Source organism: Bacillus sp. JK74, assembly GCF_053663395.1.
Genome location: NZ_JBSJQB010000002.1, coordinates 596,635 through 615,376, shown reverse-complemented (window position 1 = coordinate 615,376; position 18,742 = coordinate 596,635). Strand labels below are relative to the sequence as shown.

14 protein-coding genes and 1 pseudogene are annotated in these 18,742 nt (G+C 45.0%); 10 read left to right on the top strand and 5 right to left on the bottom strand.

The genetic code is table 11. The annotated features are described in order from the left end of the window. Positions 1-192 precede the first annotated feature (192 nt). The 7 genes from ptsG to ACWJJ5_RS07365 all read left to right on the top strand — a co-directional run bounded on the left by ptsG (position 193) and on the right by ACWJJ5_RS07365 (position 8,850). Positions 193-2,289 carry a glucose-specific PTS transporter subunit IIBC gene (gene ptsG / locus ACWJJ5_RS07395; protein ID WP_070081734.1) on the top strand — a complete coding sequence of 699 codons (2,097 nt, stop codon included), beginning with the start codon at positions 193-195 and terminating at the stop codon, positions 2,287-2,289. A gap of 96 nt (positions 2,290-2,385) precedes the next feature. Continuing rightward, the gene (locus ACWJJ5_RS07390) at positions 2,386-2,652 is read left to right on the top strand and encodes a phosphocarrier protein HPr (protein WP_003154654.1); all 267 of its coding nucleotides are present in this window, start codon (positions 2,386-2,388) and stop codon (positions 2,650-2,652) included. Next, positions 2,652-4,367, top strand: coding sequence for a phosphoenolpyruvate--protein phosphotransferase (ptsP, locus tag ACWJJ5_RS07385; RefSeq protein WP_007409600.1), 1,716 nt, complete (start codon positions 2,652-2,654; stop codon positions 4,365-4,367). Before ACWJJ5_RS07390 ends, ptsP begins: the two co-directional genes overlap by 1 nt. 87 nt (positions 4,368-4,454) lie before the next feature. Then, a complete protein-coding gene (locus ACWJJ5_RS07380) occupies positions 4,455-4,694 on the top strand; it encodes a transcriptional regulator SplA domain-containing protein (protein WP_202331652.1) in 240 nt (79 codons plus the stop codon). 86 nt (positions 4,695-4,780) lie between these two features. Then, a complete protein-coding gene (gene splB, locus ACWJJ5_RS07375) occupies positions 4,781-5,809 on the top strand; it encodes a spore photoproduct lyase (protein ID WP_003154644.1) in 1,029 nt (342 codons plus the stop codon). A gap of 126 nt (positions 5,810-5,935) precedes the next feature. Then, a complete protein-coding gene (locus ACWJJ5_RS07370) occupies positions 5,936-7,903 on the top strand; it encodes a methyl-accepting chemotaxis protein (protein WP_044053153.1) in 1,968 nt (655 codons plus the stop codon). A gap of 80 nt (positions 7,904-7,983) precedes the next feature. Then, entirely contained in the window at positions 7,984-8,850 is an 867-nt protein-coding gene (locus ACWJJ5_RS07365) for an NAD(P)-dependent oxidoreductase (RefSeq protein ID WP_053573387.1), read from the top strand. Between the two features lie 35 nt (positions 8,851-8,885). Here the strand turns inward: ACWJJ5_RS07365 and ACWJJ5_RS07360 are convergent, their stop codons facing one another. Next, the gene (locus ACWJJ5_RS07360; protein ID WP_073982065.1) at positions 8,886-9,662 is read right to left on the bottom strand and encodes a CAP domain-containing protein; all 777 of its coding nucleotides are present in this window, start codon (positions 9,660-9,662) and stop codon (positions 8,886-8,888) included. 336 nt (positions 9,663-9,998) lie between these two features. Here ACWJJ5_RS07360 and ACWJJ5_RS07355 point away from each other — a divergent pair, with 336 nt between their 5' ends. Further along, positions 9,999-12,131, top strand: a complete 2,133-nt coding sequence (locus tag ACWJJ5_RS07355) for a peptidoglycan D,D-transpeptidase FtsI family protein (RefSeq protein WP_024085235.1) — start codon at positions 9,999-10,001, stop codon at positions 12,129-12,131. A gap of 177 nt (positions 12,132-12,308) precedes the next feature. Beyond that, the gene (locus tag ACWJJ5_RS07350) at positions 12,309-14,129 is read left to right on the top strand and encodes a PAS domain-containing protein (protein WP_003154628.1); all 1,821 of its coding nucleotides are present in this window, start codon (positions 12,309-12,311) and stop codon (positions 14,127-14,129) included. Here ACWJJ5_RS07350 and ACWJJ5_RS07345 read toward each other — a convergent pair. After that, a pseudogene (locus ACWJJ5_RS07345) lies at positions 14,105-15,324 on the bottom strand (aminotransferase A). The gene ACWJJ5_RS07350 and the pseudogene ACWJJ5_RS07345 overlap by 25 nt on opposite strands. A gap of 200 nt (positions 15,325-15,524) precedes the next feature. Continuing rightward, a complete protein-coding gene (locus tag ACWJJ5_RS07340) occupies positions 15,525-15,686 on the bottom strand; it encodes a hypothetical protein (protein WP_007409608.1) in 162 nt (53 codons plus the stop codon). 188 nt (positions 15,687-15,874) lie between these two features. Between ACWJJ5_RS07340 and cheV the strand changes: the two genes are divergently transcribed. Then, on the top strand, positions 15,875-16,786 hold the full coding sequence (gene cheV / locus ACWJJ5_RS07335) for a chemotaxis protein CheV (protein ID WP_003154623.1): 912 nt from the start codon (positions 15,875-15,877) through the stop codon (positions 16,784-16,786). A gap of 42 nt (positions 16,787-16,828) precedes the next feature. On the opposite strand, the gene ACWJJ5_RS07330 is transcribed toward cheV, so the two are convergent. Together ACWJJ5_RS07330 and ACWJJ5_RS07325 are read right to left on the bottom strand one after the other, a co-directional pair. Then, a complete protein-coding gene (locus ACWJJ5_RS07330; protein WP_454021674.1) occupies positions 16,829-17,293 on the bottom strand; it encodes a YkyB family protein in 465 nt (154 codons plus the stop codon). A 122-nt stretch (positions 17,294-17,415) separates the two neighbouring features. Then, on the bottom strand, positions 17,416-18,708 hold the full coding sequence (locus ACWJJ5_RS07325) for an MFS transporter (RefSeq protein WP_454022311.1): 1,293 nt from the start codon (positions 18,706-18,708) through the stop codon (positions 17,416-17,418). Positions 18,709-18,742: the final 34 nt, after the last annotated feature.

Here is an 18,742-nt window from a genome sequence, read left to right as displayed (position 1 = left end):
CAGGCATGAGTGATTGAGGGTAAAAAACGGGAAGAACGATCCCGTTATTTTGCACACCCTTTTTACTCATGCCTTTTTTGTTGTGTAAAAGGGCAAATGTAAACGGTTAAACTGAAGACTTGCGCCAGTGAATTCGTTGTCATGAATTTTCGCTGTAAGGTCACACTAGCTAACAGAGGAGGTACATCTTTTATGTTTAAAGCATTATTCGGCGTTCTCCAGAAAATCGGCCGTGCTCTTATGCTTCCGGTTGCGATTTTACCGGCTGCGGGGATCTTGCTTGCGTTAGGGAATGCCATGCAGAACAAAGATATGATTCAAGTCATGCATTTCTTAAGCAATGATAACGTTCAGCTTGTGGCGAACGTCATGGAAAGCGCCGGCCAAATCGTATTTGACAACCTGCCGCTTCTTTTTGCAGTAGGGGTTGCGATCGGTCTTGCTAACGGAGACGGTGTTGCCGGAATCGCGGCCATTATCGGATACCTGGTCATGAACGTATCCATGAGCGCCGTGCTTATGGCGAACGGCAGTATTCCGTCTGACAAAATTGAACGGGCAAAGTTTTTTGCGGAAAACCATCCGGCCTATATTAACATGCTGGGGATACCCACTTTGGCGACGGGCGTGTTCGGCGGTATTATCGTCGGGGTCCTGGCCGCGTTATTGTTCAACAAGTTTTATAAAATTGAACTTCCGCAGTACCTCGGATTCTTTGCGGGTAAGCGGTTTGTCCCGATTATCACATCAATTTCCGCATTAATTCTCGGTCTTATTATGTTAGTGATCTGGCCTCCGATCCAGCACGGTCTGAATTCCTTCTCCACGGGTCTTGTGGAAGCGAATCCAACCTTGGCGGCCTTTATTTTCGGAATGATTGAGCGGTCATTGATTCCGTTCGGTCTTCATCACATTTTCTACTCGCCGTTCTGGTATGAATTTTTCAGCTATAAAGATGCGGCCGGAGACATCATCCGCGGAGATCAGCGGATTTTCATGGCTCAGATCAAAGACGGCGTACAGCTGACGGCGGGAACATTTATGACGGGGAAATATCCGTTTATGATGTTCGGTCTTCCGGCGGCAGCGCTTGCAATCTATCATGAAGCGAAGCCTGAAAAGAAAAAACTTGTAGCCGGAATCATGGGTTCTGCCGCTCTGACAAGTTTCTTAACGGGAATTACCGAGCCGCTTGAATTCTCATTCTTATTTGTGGCTCCTATCCTGTTTGCGATTCACTGCGTATTCGCGGGACTTTCCTTTATGGTTATGCAGCTGCTGCATGTAAAAATCGGTATGACGTTCTCAGGCGGTCTGATTGACTACTTCCTGTTCGGAATTCTGCCTAACCGGACGGCTTGGTGGCTTGTCATTCCGGTCGGCTTAGGACTAGCACTCATTTACTACTTCGGTTTCCGGTTTGCGATCAGAAAGTTCAATCTGAAAACGCCGGGCCGTGAAGAAGAGGCTGCGGATGAAGGTGCGGGCGCCTCAGGCGAAGCCGGCGACCTTCCTTATGAAATCCTGCAGGCAATGGGTGACCAGGAAAACATTAAGCACCTTGACGCTTGTATCACGAGACTCCGCGTTACGGTCAACGACCAGAAGAAAGTGGATAAGACTCGTTTGAAACAGCTTGGCGCCTCAGGCGTTCTTGAAGTCGGAAACAACATTCAGGCCATTTTCGGCCCGCGTTCTGACGGTTTAAAAACACAGATGCAGGATATTATCGCCGGACGCACGCCGCGTCCTGAACCGAAAGTATCCGCGCAAGAAGAAGTCAGCCAGCAGGTTGAAGAGGTTATCGCAGATCCGCTCCGAAACGAGCAGGGTGAAGAAGTGTTCGCTTCTCCGATCACCGGCGAAATCCATCCGATTACCGATGTGCCTGACCAGGTGTTCTCAGGAAAAATGATGGGTGACGGTTTTGCGATTCTTCCTGAAGAAGGAATCGTCGTATCGCCTGTCCGCGGAAAAGTGCTGAATGTTTTCCCGACAAAACATGCGATCGGTCTTCAGTCTGACGGCGGAAGAGAGATCCTGATTCATTTCGGAATCGACACAGTCAGTCTGAAAGGCGAAGGATTCACTTCTTTTGTTTCTGAGGGTGACCGGGTTGAACCGGGGCAAAAGCTGCTTGAAGTTGATCTTGAAGCGGTTAAACCTCATGTTCCTTCATTAATGACACCGATTGTCTTTACAAATCTTGCCGAGGGTGAAGCGATTTCCCTTTCGGCCGAAGGTACCGTAAAACGGGAACAAAAAGATATTGTGAAAATCGGAAAATAAGCATATAAATACGCCGTGCTTGTCAGATGACAAGTACGGCTGTATGATATAATATTGTGTAGTAAAATAGCTTTAATTTAAAGGAGAATGATAATCATGGCACAAAAAACATTTAAAGTAACAGCAGATTCCGGAATCCACGCTCGTCCTGCGACAGTTCTTGTACAGACTGCAAGCAAATACGATGCTGACGTAAACTTAGAATATAACGGCAAAACAGTAAACCTTAAGTCAATCATGGGCGTTATGTCTCTAGGTATCGCTAAAGGCGCTGAAATCACAATTTCCGCTTCAGGCGCTGACGAAAATGATGCTCTTAACGCTTTAGAAGAAACAATGAAAAGCGAAGGACTCGGCGAGTAATGCAAGAATTAAAAGGAATAGGCGCTTCAGCCGGAATTGCGATTGCGAAAGCATACCGGCTTGAAGAGCCGGACTTAACGGTTGAAAAGAAAAACATTGCTGATGCTGCGGCTGAAGTAAGCCGTTTTGATGAAGCGATTGTACGTTCTAAAGAAGAGCTTGAAAAAATTAAAGAGCATGCTTTAAAAGAACTGGGACAAGACAAAGCTGACATTTTCTCCGCGCACCTTTTAGTTCTGAGTGATCCTGAGCTGTTGAACCCGGTAAAGGAGAAAATCAGCACAGATTCAGTCAATGCTGAATTCGCTTTGAAAGAAACAGCTTCCATGTTCGTTACTATGTTTGAATCAATGGATAACGAATACATGAAAGAGCGTGCGGCGGATATCCGTGACGTAACAAAACGTGTGACGGGGCACCTGCTGGGCGTGGAAATTCCGAACCCGAGCATGATCTCAGAAGAGGTTGTTATCGTGGCTGAAGATTTGACACCGTCTGATACGGCGCAATTAAACCGCCAGTTTGTAAAAGGTTTTACAACTGATATCGGCGGACGCACTTCACACTCCGCGATCATGGCCCGTTCGCTTGAAATTCCGGCTGTTGTCGGCACAAAAGCGGCTACAGGGACAATTGAAAACGGTGTTACGGTGATCGTAGACGGCATCGATGGTGATGTGATCATCGATCCTTCCAGTGAAACGTTAAAGAAATATGAAGAAAAGCACAGTGCTTACCTGGCGCAAAAAGCTGAGTGGGCGAAGCTCGTCAATGAACCGACTGTTTCAAAAGACGGCCATCATGTAGAGCTTGCCGCAAACATCGGCACACCTGACGATGTAAAAGGCGTTCTTGAAAACGGAGGAGAAGCTGTAGGGCTTTACCGTACGGAATTCCTTTACATGGGACGCGACCAGCTTCCGACAGAAGACGAGCAGTTTGACGCTTATAAAACGGTTCTTGAGCGTATGGAAGGAAAATCAGTTGTCGTGCGGACATTGGATATCGGCGGCGACAAAGAGCTTCCTTACCTGCAGCTCCCTAAAGAAATGAACCCGTTCTTAGGCTACAGAGCCATCCGCCTTTGCCTTGAAGAGCAAGAAATCTTCAGAACTCAGCTTCGTGCGCTGCTTCGTGCAAGTACATACGGAAACTTAAAAATCATGTTCCCGATGATTGCGACAGTAAACGAGTTTAAACAGGCGAAAGCGATTCTTCTCGAAGAAAAAGAAAAACTCGTCGAAGCCGGCGTAGCGGTTTCTGACGATATTGAAGTCGGTATGATGGTAGAGATTCCGTCTACAGCCGTTATCGCAGATCAGTTTGCTACAGAAGTTGACTTCTTCAGTATCGGAACAAATGACTTGATCCAATACACGATGGCTGCTGACCGAATGAACGAGCGCGTAGCTTATCTGTATCAGCCATACAATCCGGCGATTCTCCGTCTGATCACCCTTGTTATTGAAGCCGCTCACAAAGAGGGCAAATGGGTCGGCATGTGCGGAGAAATGGCGGGAGACGAAATTGCGATTCCGATTCTTCTCGGCTTAGGCTTAGATGAGTTCTCAATGAGCGCTACATCCATCCTTCCGGCAAGAACGCAGATCAGCAAGCTTTCTAAAAAAGAAGCTGAATCATTCAAAGAAACAATCTTGTCTATGAGCACGACAGAAGAGGTTGTCGCATTCGTTAAAGAAACATTCAATAAGTAATACAACAGCCAGACGGTGTAAGCCGTCTGGTTTTTTTCATATTCGGAAAAAAGGGGGGAACAATAACGATCAACAGGAGGGATTATTATGACAAAATCATTTGCAGCGGGGGATACGGTCTATGTGATTTACCGCAATCCGCATGCCGCCAATGTTGCCCATATTAAAGAGGCGGAGATCGTCCATCACCCGTATCATGAGGGAGAACTGTCTCTGTTTTTATACGAAACCTATCATCCGCTGGCCGAAGATGACGCGGTCTTTTCGACATATGAGGAAGCGGAAGCGATTTACAGCGAGCTTTTTGAAGAAGACCGGTACCATTGATCAAAGGAAATGTTTACAACGCATATTCACTCTCTTTTAAACGGAAAGTAACAACATGAGAAAATGTAAAAAGGGAGTGTCAGTTCATGCTGAAGCCGTTTGTGCCCCAGCTTGTTTATATAGAACCGAGAGCGCTCGAATACCCGTTAGGACAAGAGCTGAAGAATAAGTTTGAAAACATGGGGCTTGAGATCAGAGAAACAACATCGCATAATCAAGTCCGGAATATTCCGGGGAAAAATCACTTGCAGCAATACCGGAACGCGAAATCAACATTGGTAATCGGCGTCCGGAAAACACTGAAATTCGATTCTTCAAAGCCGTCCGCCGAATATGCCATTCCATTTGCGACGGGCTGTATGGGGCATTGCCACTATTGCTACCTGCAGACGACGATGGGATCAAAGCCTTACATCCGGACATATGTCAATGTGGAAGAGATTCTGGATCAGGCTGATGAGTATATGAAAGAACGGGCGCCGGAATTTACAAGATTTGAAGCCTCTTGTACGTCTGATATCGTAGGAATCGATCATCTGACACATACATTAAAAAGAGCCATTGAACATTTCGGACAAAGCGAATTGGGACAGCTCAGATTCGTGACTAAATTTCACCACGTCGATCATTTGCTCGATGCAAAACATAACGGAAAGACTAGGTTCAGATTCAGCATCAATGCGGATTATGTCATTAAGAACTTTGAACCGGGAACTTCTCCGCTCGACAAACGGATCGAAGCCGCCGTCAAAGTCGCTAAAGCGGGCTATCCGCTCGGTTTCATCGTGGCGCCGATTTATATTCACGATGGCTGGGAGGAAGGCTATAAGGAGCTGTTTGAGAAATTGGATGCGGCGCTTGATGAAGACGTTCGGCATGACATCACATTTGAACTGATCCAGCATCGTTTTACAAAACCGGCCAAACGGGTGATTGAGAAGAACTATCCGAAAACAAAGCTTGAGCTTGATGAAGAAAAGCGCAGGTACAAATGGGGACGCTATGGAATCGGCAAATATATATACCAAAAAGACGAAGAACATGCCTTAAGGGAAACACTCGAATCTTATATCGAAACCTATTTTCCGAAAGCAAAAATCGAATATTTTACGTAAGGCGGAGCTGTCGGCATGACGGCTCTTTTTTTGCTGCGCCAAATGACGGAAATGTTTGATATTTATTTCAAGATTTATTCATTTTCTTGGCCGAAAGACCGATATAACTCTCAGGAGGGGATGGTTATGTTTAAAAAAATGCATATCAAAATTGCTGTGTTTGTCTCGGCAATGCTTATTGTAACGGTTGTTTTTTTAACGGTTTCTTCATATTTGACATTAAAGCCGATGATGACGGAGGAAGCAAAACGTACGACAGAGAATGTCACCAATTCACTCGGTCAGAACATTGAGCTTCAGCTGAAAAATGATGAGACCGTATTAATGAGATTAGCAGACGGTGAATTGTCCCGGTCTTTTCTATCAGATGGGAAGAAAGAAACCGCGCGGCTTTTTAACGATGAGTTAAAACAGATCGGACAGAATGACAAATATGTCGCGCTTGCGTACGTCGGAACCGCAAACAAACAAATGTTTACATATCCAAAGGCCGATTTTGCCAAAGACTATGATCCGACAAATCGAACGTGGTATAAGATGGCGGCTGAAAAACCCGATAAGGTTGTCTGGACTGACCCTTATAAAGATGCAGTGACGGGAGACATGATCGTGACGGCGTCAAAAGCCATTCAAAACAGCGGAACCGTCGTCGGAGTGGCGAGCTTAGATTTGAAGCTGTCCTCTATTCAGAGCATGGTCAACGAGCAAAAGGTTCCGTATAAAGGATTTGCCTTTTTAGCGGATGAAAACGGCTCTCTTCTGGCCCATCCGGCAAAACAGGGAAAAAATATTTCGGAAGATCAGACGTTAAAAGACATCACTGCGGACAAAGAAGGCATCAAAGAGCTGCAGGGGAACATGGTCGTCTACCAAACGGTAAAAGAAACAGGGTGGAAAGTCGGAACGCAGTTTGAAAAAGATCAGCTGATGGGAGTAGCCGACAAAATGAACACGGTGAGCATTTTTATGTCACTGATCGCCCTTGTGATTACGATCGGACTCAGCTATTTCCTAGCAAAAACGATAACCGGGCCGATTCAGCAGCTGATCGCAAAAACAAATTCAGTCTCAGCGGGAGATTTAACCGTCCGCGCTCAGACGAAATCAAAAGATGAAGTAGGCGAGTTAACAAAAGACTTTAACCAAATGGTTGAAAATATGAAAGAGATGGTCGAACAGGTCAAGGCCTCCTCAGAAAATGTGTCTGATACATCTGACCAGCTAACCGTCATTTCACAAGAAACAAATGAAACGAGCGGACAAATCGCAAAAGCGATAGAGGAAGTTGCCGCCGGAGCGACAGAGCAAGCGTCAGAGGTTGAGACGATCAACGAAAAATCAGAAAATCTCTCAGTCAAAATAAAAGGAATCGCAGATCGCGCAGGCAGCATAAAACAACTCTCAAAATCTTCAGAGGATGCCAGCTACAAAGGATTGGACGCGCTCGGGCAGCTGCTGATGAAGTCAAACGAAGCCAATTCAGAAACGAAAAAAGTAGAGGCAATGCTGAATGACCTGGAAGAACAAACGAAAAACATAGAAGAAGTCGTGACGGCAATATCCGCTATTTCAGACCAGACGAATCTCTTGGCGCTGAATGCGAGCATAGAAGCCGCAAGAGCGGGAGAAAGCGGACGGGGCTTTGCCGTCGTCGCGGAAGAAGTCCGCAAGCTTGCTGAACAATCAGCTCTTTCTTCCGGCCATATCAGTGAGACGGTCCGTCTGATTCAATCAGAGACAAAAGAAGCGTCACACGCGATGATTGAGGCAAGCAGAATGAATGATGAACAAAACAGCGCCATTCATGAAACGGGTGAGGTTCTCAATCTGATTACGACGGAAATGCAGTCTCTCGTTCAAGGTATAGATCATATTTACAATGACATTCAAAAAATGAGTGAAGAACAAGCCGCGATTCAAGAAGCGATTCAAAGCATCTCCGCCATTTCTCAAGAATCTGCGGCAGCGGCGGAAGAAGTGAATGCTTCTACTGATGAACAGCTCGTTACGCTTGAAAAAGTGAAGCAATCGACTGATATGTTAAAGAGCGCAAGCGAAGATCTGATCAGCGCCATTTCTAAATTCACCTTGTGACGCGGTCTCTATCAGCCTATAATATGGTAATATAGACATGAAAGAGTGATATATGAATCGCATCAGGGGAGGAAAGCGCAGTGAACAAAACGGTCGGATTTATCGGTTTGGGCGTCATGGGAAACAGTATGGCATCGCACATTTTAGAAGCGGGCTATCCTGTTTTAGTCTACACGCGGACGAAACAAAAAGCGGAAGAGATTCTGAATAAGGGAGCGGTCTGGCAGGAGACGGTCAAAGACCTTTCGGAAAAAGCAGACATCATTATTACCATGGTCGGCTATCCGAGTGATGTCGAGGAAATCTATCTCGGTGAAAGCGGCATTCTCCGTCATGCAAAAGAAGGGGCGTTTGTCATTGACATGACGACATCAAAACCGTCTCTGGCGAAGAAGATAGCGGAGAAAGCCAAAGAAAAATCCATTCACGCCCTGGATGCACCCGTTTCCGGCGGAGACATCGGCGCGCGGAACGGAACGCTTGCCATTATGGCCGGAGGAGAAAAAGAAGCGTTTGAAGCATGCCTGCCGCTTTTCTCCGTTATGGGGGAAAATATTCAGTATCAAGGGCCGGCTGGCAGCGGCCAGCATACGAAAATGTGCAATCAGATCGCGATTGCAGCGGGGATGGTCGGAGTGGCTGAAGCGATGGCTTACGCGGAAAAATCCGGTCTGAACCCGGAACAAGTGCTGAAAAGCATTACAACCGGAGCGGCTGGCAGCTGGTCATTGTCAAACCTCGCTCCCCGTATGCTGAAAGGCGATTTTGCGCCCGGATTTTACGTGAAACACTTTATTAAAGACATGGGCATTGCCCTTGAAGAAGCGGAGCTGATGGGAGAAGAAATGCCCGGATTGGCGCTTGCCAAATCATTATACGACAAGCTTTCCGCGCAAGGTGAAGAAAACAGCGGAACTCAAAGTATTTATAAGCTTTGGGTGAAATAAAAAAGATTGCCCGCCGGGGCAATCTTTTTTATTATTTATTTTCCGATAAATTGCTGTGTCCAGATGTTTCCTGATTCTACATAACCGACACCGATTTGAGTGAACTCAGGATTCATGATGTTCTTTCTGTGGCCTTCACTGTTCATCCAAGCTTTAACGACGGCTTCAGGAGTCGTCTGCCCTTTGGCGATATTTTCACCGGCAGTTTTATAAGTGATTCCGAAAGACTTCATCATATCGAAAGGTGAGCCGTAAGTCGGACTTTGGTGATCGAAATAGTTTTTGTCTTTCATATCTTGTGATTTTGCGTGAGCTGATTTGCTTAATTTTTCATCAATCTGCAGAGGTTTTAAGCCTTGCTTTTGTCTCTCTGCATTTGTCAATTCAACGACTTTCTTTTCGTACGCACTGACAGATGAAGGAGTTTTCTCGCTGCTGTTGTTTGTGTTATCTGTCTGCTTTGCATTGTCAGCCGTCTTGTTTTGATCGGCTTTCGGTTTTTCAGCAGCTGCCGGAGCCGTTTTTGCCGGTGTTTCTTTTTGAACGTCTTTAACTGTCATATCAGAATGCTTGGCGTGTTTTTGCAGCAGCTGTTTCAGTTCTTTCTCATTTTTAACGTTCAGCTGTTTCGCGCTCGTTTTCATATGTAGTTTTTCAACAGCCTCTTGAAGAGTCAGATGCTGTACGGTGTTTCCTTTTTTTACGGTAACGACGTGCTGGCATGACAGCTCTTTTGCAGATGCCTGCTGAATGCCTCCGAATGTAATCAAACTGACTGCCGCGGCGGCAGATAAGAGAAATGCTTTTTTCATAGTTAATAGCCTCCCAGAGAAGTTTTTTTCTACATGAAAAATCTTATCACAGCTTTTTTGTCATAATGCAGGCAGCCATTTCCTTTGACAACAAACGTTTGTCATAATTGTAATTGAGCACAGAAAAATGGCTTTATATCAGGAAAAACGATCTGTATTTATTTTTTAAAATCCGTTACATCTCTTCAAATTATTTGAAGTGTTAGATATATTTTAAGATAATTTGATCTTGACAGTTTTTTTTACCCGTTTTCGCTGTAACAACTTTTACAAAAATGTTACAATTAAAATCTGTTTATGTAAATATATTCAATGATTTGAGAGGTGTAACAGAAAGTGGCTGAAGTCGCGCGCGAACCAAAGAAAAAAACGAAACGTTACAGAGCGCTGAGAATGAATCTCTATTTTTTGATTGTTTTTCTTCTCTTTACGGCACTGATTTTTAAACTCGGCATCGTCCAGATTGTCGAAGGGGATAAACACCGCCAGGATGCAGAGAAGGCAAATGCAAAAACCGCCTATTATCCGACACCGCGGGGAAAAATGTATGACAAGCGGAACAGGGTGGCGGTTGATAACCAGGCTGTGCCTGAAATTGTATACGTTTCTACCTCAAAAACCTCGGCAAAGGACAAATTGAAAACGGCAAAAAATCTCGCCGCACTGATCCATATTGATACTGAATTTATGAAGGATCGAAATATCATTGATTACTGGCTTGCGGCACATCCGAAGAAGGCGGAAAAGCTTATGAAGGATTCAGAAAACAGCCTGAAACCGCAAGAAGTATACAAACGCCAGATTGAACGCGTCCCAAAGCAGGAGATTGATGCGATCAAACAAAATAAAAAAGAGCTGGAAATCGCGGCGATTTATACGCGTTTTTCAAGCGGCAACGCCTATCAGCCGCAAGTCGTCAAATCAATGGACCCGAATAAGCTGAACGGAAACGGAAACAGCGGGTCACTGCTTGACGAACATGAAAACAACAAACAGAAACCGAAAAGCGACCTGACATATGAAGAAGTTTCTGTCGTATCCGAGCACCTGAAAGAGCTCCCCGGCATTGACGTAATTAATGACTGGACGCGGAAATATCCGTACGACAAAACGCTGTACTCTCTGTTCGGCGGTGTGACGACACCGGAACAGGGATTGTTGGGCGAACGGAAAGATTATTATGTTACAAGAGGATACTCACTGAATGACCGGGTGGGAAAAAGCTACATTGAATATCAGTATGAAGACTATTTAAACGCACATAAAGAAAAAGTAGAGTATGTGGAAAACAGCAAAGGTGAAGTCGTCAGCCAAAAGCCCGTCGATGAAGGCAGCAGAGGCTACGATCTGCAGCTCTCGCTCGATATGGAATTGCAGTCGAAAGTTGAAAAAGTCATTGAAAAAGAGCTGAGAAGAAGCCGCGCCGCAGGCAACTATATGGTTGACAGAGGATTTGCCGTCATGATGGACCCGAACAACGGGGATATCCTCTCAATGGCGGGGAAACGCATCGATCTCGAAACAAATAAAATACAGGATTTTGCGATCGGATCATTTACGACCCAATATGAGATGGGCTCTGCTGTTAAAGGAGCGACTGTTCTCGCGGGTTACCAAAGCGGCCTCCCGCATTATAAAACGTTTGTCGATGCACCGCTTGTATTTAAAGGCAAAACGAGAAAACAATCGTGGACACAAATGGGAGCCATTACTGAGCTGACCGCGCTGCAAAGAAGTTCAAACGTATATATGTTTCATGTGGCCATGCATATCGCCGGCATTAACTACAGGCCGTACGGTACACTGCCTGCCGGATTAGACGATATTAAAAAAATGCGGAACTACTATGCCCAATTCGGTTTGGGTGTGAAGACCGGGATTGATCTTCCGCAGGAATCAGCGGGCATGCAGTCAAATCCGCAAATGGTCGGGGGATTGCTGCTTGACTTTGCGATCGGACAGTTTGATACGTATACGCCGCTTCAAATGGCTCAATATATTTCAGCCATCGCAAACGGCGGGTATCGCGTCCAGCCGCGGATCGTCACAAGCATTCATGAACCGGACAGCAAAAACAAGATTGGAAAAGCGATTGAACAGCGAGATAGTAAAATTTTGAACAAAGTAAATAACAGCCCGAGCGATTTTGACCAAGTTCATAAAGGGATGAAATTGGTTACAAGCTCACCTCAGGGAACGGCTTATTCAACATTTCAAGGTTCAGGCGCTGATGTATCCGGTAAAACGGGAACCGCGGAGACGCACTATTACGGCACGAACAAAAACTGGTGGGGGAAAGACACGTATAACCTGACCTTTGTCGGCTATTATCCGTCAGAACATCCACGAGTGGCATTCAGCGTCGTCGTACCGACTGTTCAGGATGATCACGATCATGTCAGCAAAAACATTGCTAAAGGAGCAATTGACGCTTACAAAGAACTTGAAAAGAAATACAATAAAAAATAACAAATGAAAGGGCGGCCGAACATCTCGTGCGCCCTTTCTTTCATTCAGGAAAATTGACGTTCACAATAAGAATAGAAGGAGAATGCTCATTTTTTAGCGAATCAATCTAGTGGAATTTCTTTTTATATCAGTCCGTGTCCAGCCTGCAGTGCGAGTATAATGCAAAGGAGGGATTCTGTGGAACAGGATACTCAGCATGTCAAACAGTTTCAATCGAAAACCGATCTTCATGCCGTTTTGACGTCTAACGGGCGTATTATGTATATTTCTGCAAACTGCAAATCGTATTTCAGTTATTCTCAGGAAGAGATGATCGGGTCATTTCTCAAAACGTTCCTGCATGAAGAAGATCAATTTTTGGTTGAAAGTTACTTCTATAATGAGCATCATTTGATGCCTTGCACCTTTCGTCTTATTAAAAAAGATCATACCATCGTATGGCTTGAAGCGGGTGTGGAAATTGTCACACCGCAAATGGAGGGGACGGATCGGGAAATCATCCTCAAAATCAAGGTGCTTGAGGAGAAGACACCCCGCCGGCCTTATATGTATGAACAAAAGAAGCAAAAGGCAGAACAACAGTCGGAAGATGCGGCTGGAAACGGCGAATTCGAGCGTCTTGTCGAAATGCTGCCGAATCCTTTATATGTCAGCATCAACGGCACAATCGCCTACGCCAACAACGCGATGCTTGCCATGCTGGGAGCCGAAAGCAAAGACGAGGTAATCGGCAGGCGCTCTTATGAGTTTATTGAAGAAGAGTATCACGACATTGTGAAAAACCGAATTGTGCGGATGCAAAAAGGAATGGAAGTCGGAATGATCGAACAGACGTGGAGAAGGCTCGACGGCACGCCCGTTCATTTAGAAGTGAAGGCGGCACCGACGACATATAAAAATCAGCGGGCGGAATTGCTGCTTCTGATTGATATTTCTTCACGGAAAAAATTCCAAACGATTCTGCAAAAAAGCAGAGAGCGTTATCAGCTCCTCATTCAGAATTCAATTGACACGATCGCCGTGATTCACAATGATAAGTGGGTATTCATGAATGAATCGGGCATTTCGCTGTTTGAGGCTGAAACATATGAAGATTTAATCGGGAAAAACGTCTATGATCAGCTTCATCCCTGTGATCATGACGGCGTGAAACAGCGGATCCAAAATATTATCAACCGAAAGACCGAGTCAGAAATTATTAAGCAATCGTGGTTTACCTTTAAAAACCGGCTGATCTACACGGAAATGGTCTGCATTCCGACGACGTTTTTCGGAGAAACGGCCGTGCAGGTCATTCTGCGTGACATTTCTGAGCGGAAGCAGACGGAGGAATTAATGCTGAAGTCGGAAAAGCTGTCTATCGCAGGGCAGCTGGCAGCGGGGATCGCTCACGAAATCCGCAATCCGCTGACGGCGATCAAAGGATTTTTACAGCTCATGAAGCCGACGATGGAGGAAAACGAACATTACTTTGAAATTGTGTTTTCTGAACTGAGCAGAATCGAATTAATTTTAAGTGAGCTTTTAATGCTTGCCAAACCTCAGCAAAACGCCGTGAAAGAGCGTGTAAACTTAAAGAAAATTATAAGTGAAGTAACCGCTCTTTTAGAGACGCAGGCGAATCTTAAAGGGATTTTTATCAAAACGGATTACGAACATGACAGCATGTATATTAACGGTGATCAAAATCAGCTGAAACAGGTGTTTATCAATCTGATTAAAAATGCCGTTGAGTCGATGCCGGATGGGGGAACGGTTCACATCATCATGACAGAAGATGAGTATTCCGTTAATGTGACGGTGAAAGACGAGGGTGACGGGATACCGGAAAACGTGCTGAAACGAATAGGCGAACCGTTTTTGACAACGAAAGAAAAAGGAACCGGCCTGGGGCTGATGGTTACATTCAACCTTATTAAAAACCATCAGGGAGCCATCCAAGTAGACAGCAAACCGGACAGAGGCACGGCCTTTCACATTACATTCCCGAAACAATAAAAAAACAACGGCGTTATGCCGTTGTTTAAATAGTCTGCATGGATTCTCTCGTTTTTAAAATAAATGCTTCCAGCCGGTCCAAGCCTTCTCTCAATGTATCCAGTGAATATGCGAATGACAGCCTCACATACCCTTCACCCAATTTTGAAAACGAGCTGCCGGGCACAAGAGCCACACCTGCATCCTCTAAAAGAGCCATACTAAAATCAAACGATGACATTCCGAATGACTTAATGGAAGGGAAGATATAAAATGCGCCTGACGGCTTTACGACGTCAAGCCCCATTGAAACAAGACGGTCATATACATAGTCAAGCCGCTTTTTATACTGTTCTCTCATAATAAGCGCATCATCAACACCGTTTGTCACCGCTTCAAGAGCCGCTTTCTGAGAGATTGAAGACGCGCATGTCACACTGTATTGGTGAACTTTTAAGATGTGCTTGGCAATTTCTTTCGGTGCGAAAATGAAACCGATTCTCCAGCCCGTCATGCTGTGTGATTTTGACAGGCCGTTGATGACGATCGTCTGGTCTCTCAAATAAGACGCGATCGAATAATGCGGTCTGTCATAGGTTAATTCGCTGTAAATCTCATCAGACAGGACAAAAACATTTCTGCCCTTCAGGACGGCTGCGATGTTTTGCAGCTCTTCCTCAGACAATGTCACACCGGTCGGATTTGACGGATAAGGAAGAATGACGCATTTTGTTTTTGGTGTCAGCGATTCTTCAATGAGCCGCGCCGTCAGCTTAAATCCGTGTGTCGTCGTATCCACATGAACCGGAACGGCGCCCGACATGCGGATGATCGGTTCGTAGCCCGGATATATCGGTCCGGGGAGAATTACTTCATCGCCTGGAGATAAAATTGTCCGCAAAGACGCGTCAATCGCTTGGCTTGCCCCGGTTGTGACAATGATTTCAGTTTCAGCTTCATAATTCAAATCAGCTTTTTTCTTCATATAAAGCTGTACGGCCTGTCTCAGCTCAAGGCCGCCCGCGTTCGGAGTATATGCCGTTGCGTTCTCGTCGATTGCCTTTTTGGCAGCCGCTTTGACATGGTGCGGCGTGAAGAAATCCGGCTGGCCGATCGTAAGCGAAATGACATTGTCGTGCTGAGCTACAAGATTTGAGAATTTGCGAATTCCTGAAATTTCAATTTCTTTTACATTCGGATTAAGCAAATGTTCCATAATTCATCACCTTATACTATATATTGAGTTTATCCTATTTTACCACTAGCTGAGCATTTGTCATCTTTTTATTGAACTATCCCGAGTATATGTCCGATATGTGAAAACATACCTTCTTTCAGAAAAAAATAAGACAACCAGCTGAAATGATTGTCTTCATTGTATCATGATCTATCTATTGTGATATGTGGCGAATGTCATTAATACCCGTATTCAAAGCTGACGTCTTCCCGCCATAAGATGTATGGAGCAGGCTTGTCGGGACGCTCTTTCGCCTCTTTTTTCATTTGCAGGTAAGCCGTTTTGCTGATATCTTCTAACACCGTCATTTGATCTTGGTCGAATATGACTACTGTACCCATTTATTACACCCTTCTTCCTGAAAAATCCTTGACTATTTTACCACTCGATGTCAAAAAGTCAATGGGATATCAGAAAAAAGCATCTTTTTATAAAGAGTTCATGGCCAGTTGGCCCGAATACATTCACTTTTTCCGTTTACAGCCGATATATACAGTACAATACTGAATGCGGATAGCGAGGGATTGAATTGTCTTTACAACAATACGATATTTTATTGGATTCAGGCACAAACGAATTAGAAATCGTCAAATTTGAAGTAGGCGTCAATACATTTGGCATAAATGTGATGAAAGTCCGGGAAATCATTCAGCCGGTAGATGTCACATCTGTGCCTCAGTCTCATAAAGACGTAGAAGGGATGATTAAGCTGAGAGGCGAAATTCTTCCCGTCATCAGTCTGTATACCTTTTTCGGCGTTGATGCCGAAGGAGCAAAAGACGATAAATATATCGTAACGGAATTCAACAAGCGGAAAATCGTCTTTCACGTCGGTTCCGTTTCACAAATCCACAGGGTGTCCTGGGAGGCGATTGAAAAGCCGACTTCCCTGAACCAGGGCATGGAGCGGCACTTAACGGGAATCATCAAACTGGAAGACACGATGATCTTTCTGCCTGATTATGAAAAGATCATTTACGATATTGAATCAGCATCCGGTGTTGAGACTTATCATGTCCATCAGGAAGGATTTGATGAAAGACGGGCGGGTAAAAAACTGATTATCGTTGAAGACTCGCCGCTTCTGATGCGTCTTTTGACGGATGAGCTGACTGAGGCGGGGTACAGTGAAATCGTTGCGTTTGAAAACGGAAAAGAAGCGTATGATTACGTCGTGGAACTGACGGATAACGGAGCAAACCTGTCAGATCATATTGACATGATTATCAGTGACATTGAGATGCCGAAAATGGACGGGCATCGTTTGACGAAGCTCCTTAAAGATAACCCGCAAAGCTCTGATGTGCCGATTATGATTTTCTCGTCCCTCATTACGGACGACCTGCGCCACCGGGGCGAAGTAGTCGGAGCGGATGAACAGATCAGCAAGCCTGAAATCAGCGAGCTCATTAAAAAAGTGGATACGTACGTGATTGAATAGAAAAAAGCCGATGCATGACGCATCGGCTTTTTTGCGGCGGAATTAAAAATAACTCTCACCAAGTTTTTTAAATACGGGTTTATGATAAGTGGGCTGCTGCCTGTTGGCGGCAAGCGGTTTTTCCTTTAAGCCCACATATTTTTGCAATACGTTTTTCGCTTTTGTCAAAGACATTTGTGCTTTAGGATTGCGGTACGATTGATTTAACGTACCTAAATGCGGAAGATGCTGGAAGTCTTCTTTTGTTGGAGGCATGTGAAAATAGTAGTCTCCGATAGAGATAAGTACGTCTGACTGCTGTTGGCTAAACCTGGGATTATTTGAAAAGTGAAGCCCTATTTTTTTCCCTTTGCCTTCTTTCACAAGCTTTTGTAATGCCCGTTTTTTCAGCAGATAAAGGTATTTAGGGTTGGGGGCGGTTTTTGCATGGCGGTTCACAGTATAAACAGCTTTTGAAAGATTCTCGATGGTTGGCTGCAGCTCTTTCGAATAAGCGTGGTCGTCCATTATTTCTCTCCTTTGCATTGATCAAGTTCATATATAGATTATACTTTTTTAGCGTTGAAATGCAAATATTGATTATAAAAATACGCCTTTTTCTGATGAAAAGGGCGCATTTTTTTCCTTTATTAGACAGGTTTCGCATGTTTTTCGGAATCAGCCTTTAATGATTGCTGCACATCGACCTCTGCTGCCTCGGCGCTGTATTTCGGAAGAGCGATAAAATAGAACACAAATACCGCTAAAATCACAATTCCCATGCCGTAATAAAGGTAATCAATATTGGCAACGAATTTCGGAAATAACAGGGCAACCAGTCCGAGTGTAATCGATTGGGCAAACATCATAAAAGGGTCCTGCCAGCCGCTGACCCGGCCCATTATTTTCGGATGAACGATTTTCGGCATCCAGCCCCCGATGGCGATATTGACGGGGCCGATGCACATGCCGAGGATGAAAGCCGCCGCATAATAAATCCACAGCTTATCCGTATAGCCGAGGACAAAAATGAGCAGTCCGGCTGCCAAAATAGGAATCGACATCAAATGATGCGGTTTGACTTTTTTTGCGATCATCGTTCCGATCACACTTCCTGCAAGCAGGCCGAAGCCGAGTGCGACGGTGAAGATGGAAGTATGTGATTCGTAATGATCCGGCGCAAGTCCGTATTTCATCGTAAACATCGGCAGTACGGCAAAGCCGCCGTTGACAAAACCAAAGATAAAAAAGCCGAAAATAAGGGAAGCAAGCAATTTGTTTTTAACAATATATACGATCCCTTCCTTAAAATCAGCGACCGAGTCTTTCAGAAACGAATCTCCCCATTTAAAAGGGCCGTTCGGCTGACGGGCTTCTTTCGGAATGCGGCAGGCGCGGATCAGAAAGCCTGATACAATAAAGCTGACAAAATCAAGGATAATGGCTCCGTGAATACCGATCGTTTTATACATAAACGCGCCCATACCGACGCCGAATACCATAAAGATGCTGAACAGGATCTGGTTAAGTCCCGCCGCTTTCGCATAATGCTCCTTAGGCAGAATAGCTTGTACAAGGCTGGCTTCCGCCGGGAAAAAGAACTTGGTCACGGCGCTTCTGATGAACAAAATACAGAACACGAGAGGGATGCTCCCAGTGTATAATGCGGCAAACAATATGATCGTCAGTCCGGCTCTGATCCAGTCACAATTCTCTGCGACCTTTTTCCTGTCAAGCCGGTCAGCTGCGACACCGACAATCAGAAATACGAAAACTGTCGGCAGTGAATACATCAGCTCAGCCAAAGTTGTGTATGCCGGCTGGTTTGAAAAATGGTCCAGCAAGTAAAAAGCGAAAGCCATATTACCTACAGTCGTTCCCATTTGAGAAGCGAGTGCTGCGAAAAAGAGACGGACAAAATTGCGATTTTTAAATATATCCATAAACACGCTCCTTACCCTAAAGGTCCCACTGTAA